This is a genomic window from Thermoflexus sp. (assembly GCF_034432235.1).
Classification (GTDB): domain Bacteria; phylum Chloroflexota; class Anaerolineae; order Thermoflexales; family Thermoflexaceae; genus Thermoflexus.
Genome location: NZ_DAOUCJ010000065.1, coordinates 68,139 through 86,938 on the forward strand (window position 1 = coordinate 68,139; position 18,800 = coordinate 86,938).

The window sequence follows — 18,800 nt, forward strand, 5'->3', positions numbered from 1 at the left end:
GGCGCGATGCATCCGGAGCTGCTCGATGCCATTCAGCGCCTGAAGCCCTTGGGGCGCTGGCTGTATGACCATTCCACGGAAACCATGTGGGAGCGGGACACGCGCACGCTGCCCCGGGATCTGCAGCGGCGTCGCCGGGCCTACCGGCGCTTCGCGGAGCAGTTCATTGCGCCCCTCGCCCGGGAGGCGGATCGAGATCCGGAAGGGGTGGATCTCGGGCCGCTGTATCGAGAGGCCGGCCGTCGGGGTTTCCTCTCCGAGGCCGCGCCGTGGCCCATCGGCACCATGCCCTGGCGGGCGATCTCCGGGCGGCATATCTTCCATTTCGCCTTGAAAGCGGAGGAGTTCTGCGCCGCCTGCGGGGGCATCGGGCTGGCGTTACTGTTCCACGACCTGGGGATGGCCCCGCTGTTGCTCTGCGGCGACCTGGGGGTCTGGCGCCGGTGGCTGTGGCCGATCTGCCGCGCCAACCGGCGCGGGGAGATCCGCTTGGTCGCTTATGCCATCACGGAGCCGGAGGCGGGCTCCGATGTGGAGGAGAGCGAGGGCGCCACCTCCGCCCGCTTCTGCACCGTTGCCCGCAAGGTTCGCGGGGGCTATGTGATCCAGGGCCAGAAGGTCTTCATCTCCGGCGGAAGCCGCGCGGACTACGTGGTGGTGTTCGCGGTGCTGGAGCGGGAGGACGGCCAGCCGCCGCGGGTGGATCGGGATTTCACCGCCTTCATCGTCGAGCGGGGACGGGAAGGGTTCCGGACCGGGCGACGGGAGCGCAAGCTGGGCCAGCGGGCCTGCGATGCCACCCAGTTGTTCTTCGACCAGGTGTTCGTCCCGGAGACCCATCGCATCGGGCCGGAGCGCTCGGGCTGGGCCCTGAACCGGAACGTCCTCAATTACTCGCGGGCGGTGGTGGGGGCCATCGCCCTGGGGATCGCCCGTGGGGCAGTGGAGGCCGCCACCCGCTTCGCCCGGGAAACCCGCCTGGGGAACCGCCCCCTGCTGGCGTATCCGGAGGTGCAGGTCGCCCTGGCCGAGCTGTGGGCCCTGACGATGGCGATGCGGGCGATGGTCTGGCAGAGCGCCCGGTATCGACGCCCCGTTCAGGGGATCGCCGCCGCCACCAAAGCCCTGTGCGCCGATCTCGGGGTTTACATCACCACCCGCGCGCTGGACCTGATGGGGGACTGGGGCTACATGCCAGCCTGGGGGGTGGAGAAGGCCCTGCGGGACGTTCGGCTGAACCCGATCTACGAAGGCACCAACCAGATCAACATGCTGGCCCTGGTGGAATCCTTTTGGGCCTCGGATCTGGCCGGCGTCCCTTACCCCCAGATCCCCTCTGAAGATCGCTCATTCGGCCGGAGCCTCTGATCAAGATTAGAATAAAGCGGAAGATCTTCCGGGGATGTGGCGCAACAATGCAACGAGCGGATGACTGGTTGCGGGAGGCTCAGGCCGAATGGCAGGCAGCCCAGGATCTGTTTCGAAACGGGCATTGGTCCTGGTGCTGTTTCACATGCCAGCAGGCGGCTGAGAAGGCCTTGAAGGCATTGGGGGAGCATTTCCGTCATCCTCTGTTCGGGCATAACCTGAATATATTACTGGACGCCCTGGCCGTTTACGCAGATATCCCTTCTGAGATTCGGGAGGCCTGCGCGCGCCTGAACCGCTTCTATATTCCCACCCGTTATCCGAACGCCTTCGACCGGGGCGCACCCGTCGATCAGTTCCTGGAATCGGACGCCCGGCAAGCCCTCCAGGATGCAGCGGAGGTGATTCGCTTTGCAGAATCTTCCATCCGGCCTTCCGGATCAGGAGCGCTTTGAGCGGACTGTTCAGCGGCTCCTCCGAGAGCGGGGAGAAGAGATCGAGTTCCTGGTTCTGTTCGGCTCCATCGCCCGGGGAGACTGGTCCTGGCGCAGCGATTATGATCTCCTCCTGGGCCTTCGGGGGGCAGATGGCCTGCGCCTGATCGATCGAATCCTCCACTTCACCCCGCTCCTTGAGGGGAACGTGGACCTCTTCCCATATAGCCGCCCGGAATGGGAGCGGATGTTCGAAGAACGCCATCCGCTGCTTCTGGAGGCTCTGGACCATGGCATCGTCCTCTGGGATCGCGGGGCCTTCGCCCGGATGCGATCGATCTTCCAACAATGGAAAGCCCGCGGGGAGGTGGAACGCCTGCCCTCCGGATGGCGGATCCGATGGCCCCGGGAGGGAGAATGAGACTACAGCGCTACTTGGGGGAACGGTTCAGCGCGATACGCGCCCATCGGGCGACCTGCGCCATCGCCTCCTCCAGCGAAGGCTGAGGCAGCACCTCGGCGGAGAGCCACCCCCGGTAGCCCGCCTCTCGAAGCGCCTTCAGGACAGACTCAAAATCCAGATGCCCCCACCCGGGCGCCCGGCGGTTGGAGTCCGCGATATGCACATGGAACAGCCGGTCCCCCGCGCGAGCGATGGCCCTCTCCAGGGAAGCTTCCTCTATGTTGGCGTGGAACGTGTCCAGCAGCACGCCCACCTGGGATCGCCCCACCCGCTCGATGAGGGAAAGCGCCTCCTCGACCGTGTTCAACAGGTCCGTTTCGTAGCGGTTTAAAGGCTCCAGCGCCAGTCGAACGGGGTAGGCGGCCCGGTCCGCCAGGCGGGCGATGGCTTCGCTCAGCCATTCGAGCGCCTGGGCCCGATCGACGCCAGCCATCAGGCGCCCGCGGATCAACCCGATGATCACCAGGCTTCCCCATTCCGCCGCCAGCTCCAGGTGGGCCTCCAGCCGGGCGAGGGCTGCCCGGCGCACGGCGGCATCCGGATGGGTGAGGGATAACCCTTCCTCGACCCACGCCTGACCGGTGCCGATGGCCGGGACCCGCAGTCCATAGCGTTCCAGGAGGGCCCGCAACGGTGAAGCCGGGACGGTCGCCGGATCCCGAACGGCCAGTTCCACCCCGGCGTATCCCAGCGCCCGCAGCTGCGCCAGGGTGGCCTCCAGCTCCTCGATGGCGGCAACGGCTTCAAAGCGGGTAGGTTGCCAGGAAAGCACAAACGCCAGCGGCCATCCCATCCCTTCAAACCCCTGCGTAAGCGTTGAATCCCCCGTCGATCGGCACCACCACCCCGGTCACAAAAGCGCTGGCCGGAGAAGCCAGCCAGATCACCGTGCCGATCAGATCCTCCGGATCCCCGAACCGACCCATGGGCGTATGATCCAGGATCGCCCGGCCTCGAGGGGTCAGGTTCCCATGCTCATCCAGGAGCAGATATCGATTCTGCTGGGTGAGGAAGAACCCCGGGGCAATGGCGTTCACCCGGATCTTTGGGGAGTATTCCTGGGCCAGATGCACCGCCAGCCACTGGGTGAAATTGCTCACTGCCGCCTTGGCCGCGGCATACCCCACCACACGGGTCAGAGGGCGGAAGGCCGCCATGGAGGAGACGTTAATAATGACCCCCTCGCCCGCCTCGACCATCTGTCGGGCGAAAACCTGGCTGGGGAGGATCGCCCCGCCGAAAAGGTTGAGGGCCACCACTTTCTCCAGGGCCTCCAGGGGCAGATCGAAGAACGATCGTTCCGGCCCGACGGTGGCCTCCGGCATATTCCCCCCGGCCAGGTTGATCAGGATGCTCACCGGCCCCGCCTCCTGCCGGACCCGTTCCGCGACCGCCTCGATCTCCGCCCGGTTGAGCACATCCATCCGGTAGCCGCAAGCCTCCAGGCCCTCCGCCTGCAACTCCGCCAGGCGGCCCTCCAGAGGATGGATATCGGTGAGCACCAGGCGGGCCCCCGCCCGGCCCAGGCCGCGAGCGATCGCGCCGGCCAGAACCCCAGCACCCCCCGTCAGCAAGGCGACTTTCCCCTTCAGGGAAAACAAGGTTTCCAGATAGCTCATCAGGTTCCTCCTGAACGCCTCGCCTTCGGAAATTGGAAAGAAGAGAGCTCCCTTCCCCGTCCATGAGATACTTTCTCAATCCAGCCACTCCGTATGGAAAACGCCGGGCCGATCGATCCGCTCGTAGGTATGGGCCCCGAAGGCATCCCGCTGGGCCTGGATGAGGTTGGCCGGCAACCGGGAACGGCGCATGGAGAGCACATAATCCACGGCCGTGCTCAGCGCGGGCATCGGGATCCCCGCCTCGAAAGCCCAGCGCAAGATCCGCCCGGCCGCCGGCAGGCGCTGCTGCAGCTCGGCCCGGAAGCGCGCGCTGAACAGAAGATGCGGATCCTCCGGGTCCTCCCGCACGATCTCCCGAAGGAACCCCAGCCAGCGGGCGCGGATGATACAGCCGGCCCGCCAGATCCGCAGGACCTCCGCTCGATCCGTTCCATAGTGATAGACCTGAGAGGCTTCGCTTAGCAGCCAGAGCCCCTGAGAGAAAGCCGCAAGCAACACCAGATTCAGCGCCGCCTCCAGATCCGCCAGGATGCCTTCTGAGGAAGACCCGGGACGCGGATCCGGCCATGGGAACCCGGCCCCGATTCGCTCCCGATCCGCCTTGAAATGGGAGAGGGTCCGCGCGATCACCGCCGCGGTGAGGGTGGGAACGGGCACGCCCAGCTCCAGCGCGCTCTGGGCCGCCCACCGCCCTGTCCCTTTCTGCTCCGCGCGATCCATGATCCGCTCCACCAGTGGTTCCCCGCTCTCGGGATCCCGGTAGCGCAGGACGCGGGCGGCCAGCTCCGTGAGGAAGGCGTTTAACGTCCCCTCGTTCCAGCGCTCGAAGGTTTCCGCGATCGCTTCGACGGGCATCCCCATGGCCGTCTTCATAAAATCATAGGCCTCGGCGATGCCCTGCATGAAGGCGTATTCGATGGCGTTATGCACCATCTTCACGTAATGCCCGGCCCCGCCCCGACCCATATAGGCGCAGCAGGGGCCCTCCTCGCTCTGCGCGGCGATACCGATGAGCATCCCCTCGACCATGGCATAGGCTTCAGGGGACCCACCCGGCATGATCGAGGGGCCCAGCAAGGCCCCTTTCTCCCCCCCGCTGATCCCCACCCCCAGGAACCGGATCCCATGGGCGGCCAGCTCCTGCATGCGACGTTCGGTATCCGCGTAATGGGAGTTTCCGCCATCCATCACCAGATCCCCCGGCTCCAGGAGGGGAAGCAACGCCTCGATCATCTGATCCACCGCCGACCCGGCCTGGACCATCAGCAGGATCCGGCGGGGGCGTTCCAGGCACTGCACGAATTCCTGCAGGGTGTAGGCGGGGATGATCGGCTCGTCCCGCACGCGATCCCGCAGGAACGCCTCGGTCCGCTCCCGGGTCCGGTTGTAGACGCACACCCGGAATCCGTGCCGCGCGAAATTCAGGGCCAGGTTCTGGCCCATCACCGCCAGACCGACGATCCCGATCTCGCCACTGTTCCGCATGATCGTTTGCTCCGTGGGGGACAAATCTTGGTATTACACCGAATTTACGGACGCTCACCACATGGAGCAAGACTACCGGGAACCCCACCCATGAACGCTCCATCCGGCTGCCAAATATACGAGCAAACACCCACTTGCGCGTTTGGGCGCGAGCGGAACACAACCCGGGCCTCATCGGAGGTCCATGGCCTCCTGATGGCGGCGGAACGCCGCCTCCAGATCCTCCAGCAAAGCCTGAAAGCGCTCGAACTGCCGCTCATATGTGGGAACCCAATCCGCCACCGGTTCGTAGATCCGCACGGGCATCTCCCGGACCGCGGATCGCAGATCCGGGGCCGCGCCGATCGCGAACCGGGCCAGGGCAGCGCTTCCTGTCAGAGCCGGCTCCAGAACCTCCGGGATCTCCACCGGGATCTGGAGCACGGAAGCCAGGATGCGCACCCAGAGGGCCGAACGGGTTCCCCCGCCGCCCGCCCGAAGCCGAAATGGGGGCAAACCGCTGGCCCGCAGCGCCTCCAGGATCAGCCGGAGGGCGAAGGCCACGCCTTCCATAGCGGCCCGGATGAGATGCCCCCGGCTGTGATGAGCCCGCAAGCCGAAGATCACCCCGGAGGCCAGATGGCTGATCCCTGGATACCGCTCGCCAGTTAAAAAGGGAAGAAACAGAAGCCCGGTCGGCCTCCCGACGGCCTCGGCCAGAGCATCCTGTTCCGCATACTCCAGGCCCAGCAATGCCTCCCGCAACCACCGCAGAACGCCTCCCGCGTTGTTAATGGCCCCGCCCGGAAACCAGCGACCTCCGGCCAGATAATACGTCTGCAGGCGCATCTGCGGAAAGCGATCCAGAATCGGGCGATCGGCGACCAGACGGATCATGGCCGTGGTCCCCAGGTTCATCGCCCCGACACCGGACGCCACAGCCCCCAGTCCCAGGCCCACTGCTCCCCCATCATAGACTCCCGCGATCACCTCCACGTCCGGGCGGAGGCCAAGCGCCCTGGCGGCTTCGGGGCGCAAGGGGCCGATCCGGGTTTCTGGAGGGACCACCTCCGGCAGGCGATCTTCCGTCAGCTCCACAAGGGAGAGGATCTCGGGATCCCATCGGAGAGTGTGCACATTCATCAGCTGCGTCGCGGTAGCCAGGGAGGGCTCCGTCAGGAACCTTCCCAGAAGACGGAAGAGGAGGAAATCTTTCGCCCCCACAAACCAGCGGGCCTGATGGAAGATCTCCGGCCGGCGAACCCGAAGCCATTCCAGCTTGGCCAGCGGATATTGAAAGAGGGGCGGGCACCCGGTCCGCTGGTAGATCCTTCCGATATCCATACGGGCCAGCAACCCCGGGAACGTCTCCTGGGGCCGGGTGTCCAGGAGGGTCATCATCCCCATCAAGGGGCGACCCGCCGCATCGACCGGCATCAGGCCGAGCTGATAAGCGGAAAGGACCAGCCACCGGATCTCATCCGAGGCCTCTCCAGCGGCCTCCCGCACGGCCTCCACCCATTGATCCCACAGGATCTCCGGGTCATGCTCTGCCCGTCCGGTCTCGTCCCGGATCAGCGGGAGCTCCCGGACGACCACCTGATGGAGCTGCCCATCCCATCCGAAGCGCCCGGCCTTGAGATGGGTGGTGCCGATATCCACCGCGAGAATCTGGGCCATATCTGCGGTTCCCTCATGACTCCGGGGGGATTACTTCTGAAACGCCCGGGCGCGGGGAAGGACTTCGGGGTTTACCACTTCCTCCGGGATCTCCCCTCGCAGCACCCGCTCCACATCGGCGATCACCTTCTCCCCCATACGCCGGAGCGTCTCGTGGGTATAAGCGGCGATGTGGGGGACGATCAGCACATTGGGGAAACGGAGAAGGGGATGATCCGGGCCGATGGGTTCCCCTTCCACCACATCCAGGGCGGCCCCGGCCACGCGCCCGGATTCCAGGGCCGCCATCAGCGCGGTCTCATCGATGAGCTCCCCCCGCGCCGTGTTCACCAGGATCACCCCCGGCTTCATCGCTGCGAAGGCCTCGTGGGAGAGCATATGGAAGTTTTCCTCGGTGAGGTCCGCATGCAGCGAGATGATGTCGGCCTCCCGGAGCAGTTCCTCCAGAGCCACAGGCTCTGCCCCCGCCTCTCGAATCGCTTCGGAGGGCACGCCGGGATCGAAGGCCAGAACCCGGGCGTGGAAGCCCCGCGCCAGGATCTCCCCTACCCGGCTTCCGATGTTCCCGAAGCCGATGAGCCCTACGGTCTTGCCCCGAAGCTCCCATCCGACAAAGGCCGCCCGCTCGGCCCAGCGTCCCTCCCGCACGGCGGCGGCGGCCTCCGGGATCCGACGGAGGACGGCGAGCAGCAGGGCGATCGTCAGCTCCGCCACAGCGTCCCGCTCCATCCAGGGGGTGACCCGGGTCACCAGCACTCCGTGGGCGGTTGCGGAAGGAAGGTGGATGTTATCCACCCCGATGCCGTGGCGAGCGATCAGCCAGGTCTCATCCTTGTGGGCGAAGAACTCAGGGCCGAACCGTGGGGTGACGCTCACGATGAGGATCTGGAAGCCGCGGAGCCCCGCCGCCAGGGACCGGCCGTCGATCTGCGAGGGGAAGTCCAGCCGATGAACCTCTCCCATGGCGGCCAGGCGCTCCAGGTGTTCCGGGAAGTGTCGACCGAAGCTGCTGGAGTTCACGACGGCGATGCGCGGTCGCACCGCGGGCGCTCTCCTCACAGAGGATGGGAAGGTCTCGTGTCTTCTGCCGATGCGCACCCGGGCGAGGGCAGGCGATAAAACGCTCCCTTGACCTCCGGGCTATTTTAGCAGGGTTTCCAGATGGCGCTCCAGGTTCTCCCGGACGGCGGCATCGTGTTCCGCCTCGTGGCTTTCCAGGAGCTCCCGGATCGCCATCCCACGCTCGCGCAGCAATACGCCATAAGAGATATGGAAGAGCTGTCGCACCGCGCGATCGGCCAGCGCAGCTTCCGGATCGCCGGGAAGAGCGGTGGGGAGGTCCTCCGGCCGCAACGCGATCGGGTAATCCCGGCGGCTTTCCTCCAGATGCGCGCGGGCGATGGCGTAGAGCTCAGCGAAGAGCTCCGGGCGCACACGGGCAATGACCCGCACCGCCTGCAGCCATGTGGTCCCCGAGGTTTTCACATGGAAACATCCACCCGTCGCCTCCCGGAAGATGGAGAGGATACGGAACTTCTCGCTTCCGGAGTGGAGGCTCAAGCGATGGCCGCCGAAGGCCCGGGCCACCGCCGCATGCAGGGTCACGGCGCGGGCAAAGCGCGCCACGTCTCCTTCATAATCGACCGCCTTCTCGAAGATCCCCGGGAACCGGGGGGCCAGGCTCCAGAGAGCGGCTCCTCGCCGTTGCAGATACACGGCGATGAAGGCGTGGGCTTCCGGAGGGGTTTCCTCCTCCGTCTCGTCCACCGACACCTCCAGGTCGGCCTCGATCCCCTGATCGCGGAGGATCCCGGCCCAGCGAACCACGTCCTCGAGGGCCGGCGTATACCGGCAGGCCGCCTCATGCAGGGCAGATTCCTGGAGGATCCAGGAGCCCCTCGGCGTCTCGATCCGACGTCCGGCCAGCTCGGCAACCACGGATCGGGCACGGGCGGGGAGCTCCTCCCAGGGGTGGGGGCCCCGGGCCAGAGCCCGGCGGAGGTCGAAGGTGTAAAGAGAGTAACCGGCGGCGGCCGCCGCGTGGAGCTGCTCCTCCTCCTGCAGGTGATCGGCATCCGCTCCGAAAGGACCCGTGTAGCCGGCCTCCAGCACCCCCCATGCGGCATCCAGCAGGACGGACTGGAAATCCCGGCCGGTGCGGGCCAGCTCCCGGGGCGACTGCTGGGCCAGCACGGGGAAGACCGGGTATCGTCGCATGGCCGCGATCTGAGCAGCGGTCGCTATCCCCAGGCGATCCCCAGCCCCGAAGGACGCCGGCCGGTCGCAGCGCTGGGGGGTCAGCGACAGCACATGCCGAAGCGCGAGATAGTTCTCCCATATCCAGGGATAGAGATTCACCCGATAGCGGCCCACGGGGATCGGCTCAGGGAGCAGCGGGGCGACCAGGGGCGGAAATCCCACCTCGCTCGCCCACCCTACCGCCCTCCTCCCAGGACCGCGCGCGGCGAACACCCAGCCCCGTCCGGGGATCTCCCGAAGCGAGCCGGGCAGGAGACGAAATCCGCGCTCCCGCAGCGCGTCGCTGAGCATCTCTGCGCAGGGGTTCACCCATCCTCCATGCAACGATATTTCGATCCGCTCAGCGCAAGCCGCCTTCACATCGGATAATGCAGCTCATACAGGCTCCGCCAGCCGGGCTCGAAGGGCATCTTGAGGTAGGGCTCCAGCATCTCCCGTTCCCGCTCGGTCACCCCCTCCAGCGGCGGAAGCTTCCCCGGTGGGAAGGCCTCCAGGATGTCCCGCACCAGCTTCTCCAGGTAATTTAGCAGTTGCTCCACCCCCGGCTTCGCCTTCTCCGCGCTGGCCAGGGTTGCCTTCCCCACCACGCCCGGCTGGTAGGCCTTGACCTCGATCGGCCGCAGGCCCACCTGCGCATACCAGGCGATGGGTTTGCGCAGCAGATTCCCCGCCTTATCGATGTGCTCGCTGTCCGTGGGCAGGAAGCTGTAAGGCTCCGTGTCCACCGCATCCTCCATGCGAATGAACTCGGGGAACAGGGCCAGGCTCCAGCTGGTCTCCACCTCATCCCCGTGAATGAAATGGGTCTCGTAGGGGCCGCCCTCGGATTTCAGTTTGAAGTGATCAGGGATGGCGTGATACCAGTTGACGTTGACGATGATCGCCGGCACCTTGTAGATCTTGGCGAAACGGTGGATGGCGATAGGGATCACATATTCCTGCCCATGGCCGTTCAGGATGATCTGCTTGCGGAAGCCCGCGTTCCAGAACCCGGCGATGATCGCCGTCAGCATCCCGACGAACACATCCTCGGGCACCACGATGGTCCCCGGCATTCCCATGTGGTGATAAGGGTGGGAGCCGAACCACAACGGCTGGCTCACCGTGCACCCGGTGCGCAGGGCCACCTGTTCGGCCATCCGGGTGACCAAGAAGACGTCCTCCCCGTAGGGCGCGTGGGGGCCGTGGGCCTCCGTCGCGCCCACCGGGATGATGATCAGGTCGTTCTGCTTCAGGCGCTCCATGACCTGCTTGCCGGTCATGTTCTGGAAGTAAATCCCCGTTGGCCGATCCATATGGCCGCCTTCCGGCGGGATCTGCCACTTGCTCATCGCGAGAACCTCCGCCTGTTGGTGTTGGGATATCCGCCGCTGGTCTTCATTCAGGGGGGCAGGATGGCCGCCCCTCACCCGGGCACCATCATCACCTTCACCGCCTCTCCCCGGCGCAAATGCTCCAGCCCCTCCCCGAAGCGGGAGAGCGGCAGGCGGTGGGTGACCAGCGCCTCGGGATGGATCACCCCACGCTCCAGCATCTGGATGGCCAGAGGGAAAGTGTGGCGGCCGACATAGCTGCCCACCACCCGGATCTCCCGACGGGTAATGTCATACTGGGCGATCTCCGCCCGGGCCCGGGCGTTCATCCCGAAGAGGATCACCGTCCCCCCCGGCCGCACCAGGCGCAGGGCGGTCCCGATCAACGATCCCACCGCATCCACCACCACATCCGCCCCGATCCTGGTGACCTCCCGAACCAGCCCCTCCAGATCCTGCTCCCGGGGGTCCACCGCCCAATCCGCCCCCGCCCGCCGCGCGAACTCCCGGCGGAACGGCGCGACGTCCGCCGCGACCACGCTCGCGGCCCCGCCCGCCCGGAGGACCTGAATGAACAGCAGACCGACCGGCCCGCAACCCAGCACCACCGCATGCTCCCCCGGATGCAAACGGGCCTGAAGGGTTCCGCCTACCACCGTGGAAAGCACTTCGGTGAAGATTGCTCGCTCCAGGGGGACCTCCGGGGAGATCGGAAAGAGGGCCCGCGCGGGGGCCACCTCATAAGGGGCCAGGCCTCCGTCCAGGAAAATCCCCAGCGTGGTGAACCGTTCGCAATGGTTGAAGAGACCCCGCTGGCAGAAAGGGCAAACCCCGCAATACAGATTCGGCGCCACCGCCACCCGATCCCCCGGCCGCAGATGGGCCGCCGCCGGACCGACCTCCACGACCCGGCCGATCACCTCGTGGCCCAGGATCACCCCCGGGGTCGCGGGATGGCCCGGCGGCACCTCCAGGATGTGCAGATCGGTGCCGCAGATCCCGCAGGCCTCCACCTGAAGGAGGACGTCATCCGGGTTGCGCAGGGAAGGGACCGGCCGCTCCTCCAGCGCCCACCGTCCTTCTCCGAGGAACACCACCGCCGGCATCCGTTCGGCCATGCCGGTATCCTCCGATCAGGCGGTCGCGGCGGCCGCCGGCTCGGCTTCCGGCACCGCCCGCAGATCCGGCTTGATCGTGATCTTCGCGTCAATCCGCTGGCTCAGCCGCTCCACCGCTTCCACCGCCCGATCCAGGGGATAGCGGGCGGTGATGATGCGGGTCATATCGATCAACCCGGCGGCCATCATCCGGATCACGCTGGGGAAGATCGCATCGCCCGAATGGCCCTGGGAGCCGAAGATCTGCCCCCGTCGCACCTGCAGGACCTCCAGATAGAGCGGCACCCGTTCGGCGGCTCGACCGATGATCACGATCCGCCCGTTGATGGCCATGGCTTTCTCCATCTCTGGCAACGTCCGCAGGGGCGCCCCCGCCGCCTCCACCAGCACATCCGCCCCTTCCCCGCGGGTCACTTCCCGGATCGCCTCGCGGGGCGCCACCTCGCGGGGGTCGAAGGCCGCATCCGCGCCCATCCGCAGCGCCATCTCCCGCCGCGAAGGGCTCACGTCAAACGCGATCACCTTCCCGGCGCCCGCCGCCCGGGAGAGGGCGATCGCCGCCAGGCCGATGGGCCCTGCCCCGAAGACCGCCACATAGGCTCCGGGGCGGAACCCGCCCGCGCGGACGAAGATCCCGTTGTAGGCCACACTGGTCGGCTCCACCAGGGAACCCGCTTCGTAAGCCCTGTCGACATCTCCATAACGCTCGGCAATGGCGTCGATCTTCCAGCAGTATTTGGCCTGGACCGCCACATACTCGGCCATGGCTCCGGGCACCGTGAACCCCAGCTCCTCCAGGTTGGTGCAGTGGTTGAAGAAGCCGCTGCGGCACGGCGTGCACACCCCGCACCACAACATCTCTTCGGAAGTCACCATGTCCCCCGGCCGCAGATCCCGCACCTCCTTCCCCACCGCGACCACTTCCCCGGAGAACTCATGGCCTGGGATCACCGGGAACCTCACCAGGCCGGGATACAGGATGTAGCCCTCGGCATCGGTCTCATAGAAATGGAGATCCGACCCGCACACCCCACAGGCCTTCACGCGGATCACCACCTCCTCCGGGCCCGGCGTGGGGTCCGGGACCTCCTGGATGGAGAAACGAGGATACCGCCAGACGCTGGCCCCGGTGATCGCCTTGCCGGTCTCCCGCTCCCAGTCCGAGAGCGGATAACCCGGACGCGGGTCCCACTGGGCCTCCACCACCACGGCTTTCATGGCTTTCCCTCCTCAGGAAGGGTGATCCCGCCGGCGATGAGCTCGGCGACCATCTCCGGCGAGATATCCGTTTTGCGGAAATCCCCGATCTTGCGGCCATGGCTTAAGATGACCAGGCGATCCGCCACGGGATAGACGTGATAGATGTTATGGGTGATGAAGATCACCGAGAGGCCCCGCCGGCGGACCTCCTCCACATACCCCAGCACCTTGCGGGTCTCTTTGATCGAGAGGGCGGAAGTGGGTTCGTCGAGGATCAGCAAGCGCACGCCGAAGTGAAGGGCGCGGCCGATGGCGATCGATTGCCGTTCCCCGCCCGATAGCACGGAGACGGGCTCCCACACCGAACGGACCCGGATGCCGATCTCCTCCAGCACCCGGCGGGTGACCGCTTCCATCTCCCGCATATTCAGGAACGAGAAAGGCCCGACCCGCTGCACGGGCTCCCGGCCCAGGAAGAAATTCCGGGCGATGCTCATCATCTCCACCAGGGCCAGATCCTGGTAAACCGTCTCAATGCCCAGCGCCCGCGCCTCGCGAGGCGAGCGGAAGCGAACCGGACGGCCCTCGAAATAGATCTCGCCGGCATCCGGCGGATAGACCCCGGTGAGGATCTTGATCAGCGTGGATTTCCCGGCCCCGTTATCCCCCAGGAGGCCCACCACCTCCTGATAGCCCACCGCGAAATCCACCCCGGCCAGGGCCTCCACACCGTCGAACCGCTTGACGATCCCCCGCATCTCCACCAGCCAGCGTCCTTCGCTCATCAGCGCCCTCACCCCGATCGCCGGATCCGCAGATTGATGATCACCGCTCCGACCAGGACCAGCCCGATGAACGCCCGATACCAGTAGGCCGGCGCGCCCGCCAGCACCAGGCCGTTGCGGACCATCCCTACGATCAGCGCCCCGAGCACTGTGCCGATCACACTGCCATAGCCCCCCGTGAGCAGGGTCCCGCCCGTCACCGTGGCCGCGATGGCTTCCAACTCCACCCCCTCCCCCCGCAGGGGATCTACCGACCCGAAGCGGCTGAACTGGATGATGCCCGTCAGGCCCGCCAGAACCGCCGTCAGGATGAACCCGACCTGTTTCACCCTTGCCACCTCCACCCCCAGGGCCCGGGCCGCCTGGGGGTTGCCCCCCGAAGCGAAGATCGCGTTGCCGAAGGGCGTGCGGGTGAGCACCAGGGTGGCGATCAGGGCCACACCCAGGAACCAGAGGGCCGAGGCGTGGAAACCGCCGGGGAGCCGGCCGGAGAGGACAAACATCAGCAGGGATTGCTCTTCGTAGGCGATGGGGAACCCCCCGGTCACCGCCAGCAGCACCCCTCGCCAGAACATCATGGATCCCAGGGTGACGATGAACGAGGGCAGCCGGCCGCGGGTCACCACCCAGCCGTTCAGCGCGCCGATCGCCGCGGCCAGAGCCAGGGCCGCGAGAAACGCGAGGAGATGCGGGATCCCCGCCCGGGCCATCAATGCGAACACCATCGCCGAGACCCCCAGCACGGATCCCACCGAGAGATCGAACTCCCCGGCGATCATCAACAGCGTGACGCCCACCGCCACCAGCCCCAGCTCGGCGGCGATGGTCATAATCCCGGCCAGGGAGCCCAGGGTGAGGAAGTGAGGGGCCACAATGGCAAAGCCGAAAAAGACCGCGAGGAAACCGGCCAGCGCCCCCACCTCCGGGTATCGCCGCAGCTCCGCCAGCGTAATCCCTCGCGCCCACAGACGGGTCCGCGCCTGCCCGCGCGCCTCAACGGCTTGTGGGTCCATTGCGGAAGCGCTCCGCCATCCTTTCATTCGGATCTGCGCCATCAGGCCCCGATCGGGAAGACCGGAGGCCTCCCCTCGTTCCCTATCCTCTCCTCATTCCTCGCCCTTCCGGCCACAGAGGGAAAGCCGGAAACATCCATGCGGGCCGGGCCGGCGTCCGAAGGCGATCGGCCCGGCCCACTAAGCCGTTCGAGAGGTCCGACAGATGCGCGCTTCGCCCCACGCCCAGGACCGGGGTTTAACGGATGCCCTGCTTGATCAGCGCCTCCACCAGGCTCACATTGTCCTTATCCACAAAGCCCGGCCCGGTCAGCACGTCGTTGGCCGGGCGCAGCCCGTATTTCTTGTAAAGATAGAGCCAGGTGATGGCCATGTAGCCCTGCAGGTATTGCTGCTGATCGATGGCGAACAACGTCACCCCCTCCTTGATCGCCGACAGCGTCCCGGGGTGCAGATCAAACGTTCCGTGGAGCACCTTGCCGACCAGGTTGTTTTCCTTCAGGAACTTCACCGCCGGGTCCGTGCCCAGGGGGCCGAGGGTGAGGAGGGCATCCGTATCCGGGTTGCGGGTGAAGTAAGCCTTCAGGGCCTCCACCGCCTTGGTGGGATCCGTGCCGATATCCAGCTTCTCCACCGGCACGTTCTTCCCTTTCATCCCATCCAGGAAGCCCTGGCAGCGGGCCTCCAGGCCCACGTGGCCGACCTCATGAATGGCGCAAACGGCCCGCGTGGGTGTGCGCACAGCCAGCATCCGCTGGGCCGCCCGGAGCCCCCCTAGATACTCATCCATGCCGATGTAGAACATATAGGGGATGCGCTCGCCCTCCGGGCGCGGATCCGCGACATTGATGGCCACCACCGGGATGCCCTGCTGGATCGCCCGGCGCAGCGGCTCATCCAGGGCCTTGGGGTCCGTGATCGTCACCGCCAGTCCGTCCGGCTTGGCGGCGATGGCGCTGTTGAGGAGGTTCACCAGTTCCTGAACGGAGAACTTCTCCGGTCCGAAGTATTTGGCCTCCACCGGGTAGACCTTGGCGGCGTCGTTCATCCCTTTGATCACTACCCCCCAGAAGGGATCCGCGGGGCCCCCATGGGAGACGATATAGAACGTGAACTCTTTCTTCGGAGGGGTGGCGGCGGGCGTGGCCGGAGCACAAGCGCCCAGCAACAGACCCAGAATCAGGAAGAGAGGGATCCATCGGCGGACGACGCGAATCATGGCAACCTCCTTTCAGCCAGAAGATGGGGGGCGATCGGAACAGCGCTTTCCAGGGGCGGGCCGCAGGAGGCGCGCTCCACCAGGCGGCAGGGCAGCCGCAGATGGGCCGGCGTTCGCTCCCCTTGAAGCAACCGCAACAGCACGCTCATAGCGGTCCGCCCCATCTCATACTTGGGCTGGGCGACAGTGGTCAAAGGGGGCTCCGTGTAGGCGGCGAAGAGGATATCATCGAAGCCGATGATGGAAAGATCCTCGGGGACGCGCAGGCCGGCCGCGCGGGCAGCCCGCAGAGCCCCAATGGCCGTCATATCGTTGTAGCAGAACACGGCGGTCGGCCGGCGCGGGACCTCCAGCAGGCGCCGGATCCCCCATTCACCCCCTTCCGGCCGGCCGTTCCCCTCCACGATCCAGGCGGGATCTACGGAGAGGCCGGCCTGCGCCATCGCCTCCTGATAGCCGGCCAGACGCTCCCGATTGGAGCGCGCTGTCGGCGGGCCGGCGATGTAGGCGATGCGGGTGTGGCCCAGCCGCACCAGGTAGGAAACCGCCTCCACGGCCCCCTGACGGCTGTCCGAGGCCACGGAATAGATAAAGGGCTCCTCCCGCTGGTTGTTGATCAGCACGATGGGAACGCCCAGGGCCTCCAGGTGGGGAAGGTAAAGGTCTCCGACCCGGGAGGAAGCCACGATCACCCCCTCCACCCGGCTCTCGGCCAGGGCCCGCACCGCCGCCATCTCCCGCTCGGGATCCGCATTGGAGGTGGCCAGGAACAGGCGATAGCCCGCCTCCAGGGCCACCTCCTCCACCCCACGGACGATCTCCGCCAGGAAGGGATCCGCCAGGGTGGTGATGACCAGGCCGATGATGGAGGTGCGGGTGGTGACCAGGCTCCGCGCCGCGGCGTTGGGCACATAGCCCATCCGCGCCGCCAGCCGGCGGATCCGCTCGGCGGTGCGCGGATTGACCAGGGGGCTCCCCCGCAACGCTCGCGAGACCGTGGAATGGGAGACGCCGGCCTTTCGAGCGATATCCTTGATCGAAACCCGCCGGGAAGCGCGTCGACCCATCGAGGGGCTTGCACACGTGTGCAATTTGCTTCCAATGATATCCAGGGCGGCCGATTCTGTCAAGGGGTTGCGGCGTCATGGCTTCCCGGTCTTCCAGGAGAGCCCGCTGTCAGAGGGCGGGGGAAAAGCCCGGAGGAGATATATAGGGAAGCGATATCGTTCGGCGCCGCGCGGACTACCCGTGCGGCGCGGGGGCCACCAGCACGCCCGGGTTCATGATCCCGGCCGGATCCAGGGCCGTCTTCACGCGCCGCAGGAGATCCAGAGCCAGGGGGCCATGCTCGGCGACCAGGAACGATCGGAAATCCCGTCCCGTTCCATGGTGATGGGTGATGGTCCCCCCGCACCCCAGAAACGCCTCCAGGGCCGTCTGCTGGAGATCCCGCCACGCCTCGTGTAGCGCTTCCCGGGGTGGACGGGCGAAGAAAGTAAAATACAGGGCGCATCCGTCCGGATAGCCATGCGTCACCCGACACATCACCCCACCGACCGGCGACCAGCGATCGATCCGCTGGAGCAATCGCTCCCGCACGGTCCGCACGGTTTCCTCCACCCGGGGCCACGGCACAGCGGTCTCCACCGTATCCAGGAGCAGGCCGAAATCGATCATGACATCGCGCCAGTAAGGCTGTTCGAAGTAGGCCCGTTTCCACGTCTCCACGGCCTCGGGCGCTGGAATGCCCCCCGCCCGTTCGATCCATCGGAGGGCCGAACGCCATTCCGCCTCCGCCCGATGCACATCCTCGGGATCTTCGATCTCCAGGCTGATGTGCAGCAAGGCGCCCGGTTCCAGCGGACGACCGGCGAGGACGGCGCTGATCGCTACCTCATATTCATCGAGCAGACGGAGGACGGCCGGCATCAAGCCCGCCTGCAGAATCCGCCGCATGGCCTCCAGACCGGCCGAGAACTCCGGGAAACGAAAACCGCCCGCCCGCTTGGCGACCGGCGGCCGCACCGCCCGCACCACCGCCTCGGTGATGAATCCAAACGCCCCCTCGCTCCCCATCATCCACGACCGCACATCCGGCCCCGAGGCCGAGGCGGGCACCTCCCGGGTCTCCAGAACCCCGCGGGGGGTGAGCACGCGCAGGCTTTCCACGCGATGCTCGATCCTTCCCCACGCGGTGGAGAAATGCCCCGCCGCCCGCGTCGCGATCCAGCCCCCCAGCGTCGACATCGCGAAGGACTGGGGATAATGCCGGAAGGCCAGGCCATGCGCCCGCAGCGCTTCCTCCAGATCCGGCCCGCGAATCCCCGCCTGCACCCGAACCCGACGGCCGGAGGGATCAAGGAATCGAATTCGATTCATCCGGGCGAGATCCACCGAGAGGACCCCCTGGAAGCCAGGGGGAACAGCGGGCTCCACCCCGCCAACGACCGAGGTCCCGCCTCCATAGGGAATGAGCGCAATGGATCGGCGCTCGGCAACCTCCATCAGGCGGAGGAGATCCGCTTCATCCTCTGGATAGGCCACCGCGTCGGGGAAACCGAGATCCCGCCCGGTCCGCAACCGCACCAGATCCCCGAAACTCCGCCCGGCTGCGTGCAGCGCCCGCTCATCATCCGTGGCCAGGAGGGTGCCCTGAAAACCCGGGATCTCCAGGGCGATGCGGGATGGAGGAACCTGAAGGGACTCCAGGGGGACGGGCGGCTGGTAATCCTCCGGGGAGACCCGCAGCCATGGCTCCACCGCTTTCAACCAGCGGGCGACCCGCTCCGCCGGGATCCCTTCCCCTTCATACCCCCAGCCGTTCCATTTCCGCAGGCGATCCGGCATGCCAGGCCCTCCGAG

The 18,800-nt window shown here is 66.6% G+C and carries 17 protein-coding genes; 3 read left to right on the forward strand and 14 right to left on the reverse strand.

Annotation, left to right across the window (positions count from 1 at the left end):
- Positions 1 to 6 precede the first annotated feature (6 nt).
- Genes VAE54_RS08045 through VAE54_RS08055 form a run of 3 tightly spaced genes read left to right on the forward strand, consistent with a single transcriptional unit; the run spans position 7 to position 2,223 of the window.
- The gene (locus VAE54_RS08045; RefSeq protein ID WP_322801436.1) at positions 7 to 1,368 is read left to right on the forward strand and encodes an acyl-CoA dehydrogenase family protein; all 1,362 of its coding nucleotides are present in this window, start codon (positions 7 to 9) and stop codon (positions 1,366 to 1,368) included.
- Positions 1,369 to 1,415: 47 nt separating this feature from the next.
- Complete coding sequence (locus VAE54_RS08050; protein ID WP_322801437.1) at positions 1,416 to 1,823, forward strand: HEPN domain-containing protein; 408 nt, start codon at positions 1,416 to 1,418, stop codon at positions 1,821 to 1,823.
- The gene (locus tag VAE54_RS08055) at positions 1,780 to 2,223 is read left to right on the forward strand and encodes a nucleotidyltransferase domain-containing protein (RefSeq protein ID WP_322801438.1); all 444 of its coding nucleotides are present in this window, start codon (positions 1,780 to 1,782) and stop codon (positions 2,221 to 2,223) included. Before VAE54_RS08050 ends, VAE54_RS08055 begins: the two co-directional genes overlap by 44 nt.
- 10 nt (positions 2,224 to 2,233) lie before the next feature.
- Here the strand turns inward: VAE54_RS08055 and iolO are convergent, their stop codons facing one another.
- From iolO to VAE54_RS08125, 14 genes are all read right to left on the reverse strand, one after another.
- Positions 2,234 to 3,058 carry a 5-keto-L-gluconate epimerase gene (iolO, locus tag VAE54_RS08060; RefSeq protein ID WP_322801439.1) on the reverse strand — a complete coding sequence of 275 codons (825 nt, stop codon included), beginning with the start codon at positions 3,056 to 3,058 and terminating at the stop codon, positions 2,234 to 2,236.
- Between the two features lie 4 nt (positions 3,059 to 3,062).
- Positions 3,063 to 3,884: an SDR family oxidoreductase gene (locus VAE54_RS08065; protein ID WP_322801440.1), complete on the reverse strand. Its 822-nt coding sequence runs from the start codon at positions 3,882 to 3,884 to the stop codon at positions 3,063 to 3,065.
- Positions 3,885 to 3,959: 75 nt separating this feature from the next.
- A complete protein-coding gene (gene gndA / locus VAE54_RS08070; RefSeq protein WP_322801441.1) occupies positions 3,960 to 5,372 on the reverse strand; it encodes an NADP-dependent phosphogluconate dehydrogenase in 1,413 nt (470 codons plus the stop codon).
- A 171-nt stretch (positions 5,373 to 5,543) separates the two neighbouring features.
- The gene (locus VAE54_RS08075; RefSeq protein WP_322801442.1) at positions 5,544 to 7,031 is read right to left on the reverse strand and encodes a gluconokinase; all 1,488 of its coding nucleotides are present in this window, start codon (positions 7,029 to 7,031) and stop codon (positions 5,544 to 5,546) included.
- Between the two features lie 30 nt (positions 7,032 to 7,061).
- A complete protein-coding gene (locus VAE54_RS08080) occupies positions 7,062 to 8,072 on the reverse strand; it encodes a D-isomer specific 2-hydroxyacid dehydrogenase family protein (RefSeq protein WP_322801443.1) in 1,011 nt (336 codons plus the stop codon).
- Between the two features lie 99 nt (positions 8,073 to 8,171).
- On the reverse strand, positions 8,172 to 9,599 hold the full coding sequence (locus tag VAE54_RS08085) for a tagaturonate epimerase family protein (RefSeq protein WP_322801444.1): 1,428 nt from the start codon (positions 9,597 to 9,599) through the stop codon (positions 8,172 to 8,174).
- A 47-nt stretch (positions 9,600 to 9,646) separates the two neighbouring features.
- The gene (gene iolN / locus VAE54_RS08090; RefSeq protein WP_322801445.1) at positions 9,647 to 10,621 is read right to left on the reverse strand and encodes a 3-dehydro-scyllo-inosose hydrolase; all 975 of its coding nucleotides are present in this window, start codon (positions 10,619 to 10,621) and stop codon (positions 9,647 to 9,649) included.
- A gap of 74 nt (positions 10,622 to 10,695) precedes the next feature.
- Positions 10,696 to 11,721 (reverse strand): alcohol dehydrogenase catalytic domain-containing protein, encoded by a 1,026-nt coding sequence (locus VAE54_RS08095; RefSeq protein ID WP_322801446.1) that lies wholly within the window; start codon positions 11,719 to 11,721, stop codon positions 10,696 to 10,698.
- A gap of 15 nt (positions 11,722 to 11,736) precedes the next feature.
- Complete coding sequence (iolM, locus tag VAE54_RS08100) at positions 11,737 to 12,939, reverse strand: scyllo-inosose 3-dehydrogenase (protein ID WP_322801447.1); 1,203 nt, start codon at positions 12,937 to 12,939, stop codon at positions 11,737 to 11,739.
- Positions 12,936 to 13,706, reverse strand: a complete 771-nt coding sequence (locus VAE54_RS08105; protein WP_322801448.1) for an ATP-binding cassette domain-containing protein — start codon at positions 13,704 to 13,706, stop codon at positions 12,936 to 12,938. The genes iolM and VAE54_RS08105 overlap by 4 nt, the downstream gene beginning before the upstream one ends.
- 8 nt (positions 13,707 to 13,714) lie before the next feature.
- Positions 13,715 to 14,719: an ABC transporter permease gene (locus tag VAE54_RS08110; RefSeq protein WP_322801449.1), complete on the reverse strand. Its 1,005-nt coding sequence runs from the start codon at positions 14,717 to 14,719 to the stop codon at positions 13,715 to 13,717.
- Between the two features lie 238 nt (positions 14,720 to 14,957).
- Complete coding sequence (locus VAE54_RS08115; protein WP_322801450.1) at positions 14,958 to 15,938, reverse strand: sugar ABC transporter substrate-binding protein; 981 nt, start codon at positions 15,936 to 15,938, stop codon at positions 14,958 to 14,960.
- On the reverse strand, positions 15,935 to 17,005 hold the full coding sequence (locus VAE54_RS08120) for a LacI family DNA-binding transcriptional regulator (RefSeq protein WP_322801451.1): 1,071 nt from the start codon (positions 17,003 to 17,005) through the stop codon (positions 15,935 to 15,937). Before VAE54_RS08120 ends, VAE54_RS08115 begins: the two co-directional genes overlap by 4 nt.
- Positions 17,006 to 17,180: 175 nt before the next feature.
- Positions 17,181 to 18,785, reverse strand: a complete 1,605-nt coding sequence (locus VAE54_RS08125) for an FAD-binding oxidoreductase (protein WP_322801452.1) — start codon at positions 18,783 to 18,785, stop codon at positions 17,181 to 17,183.
- Positions 18,786 to 18,800: the final 15 nt, after the last annotated feature.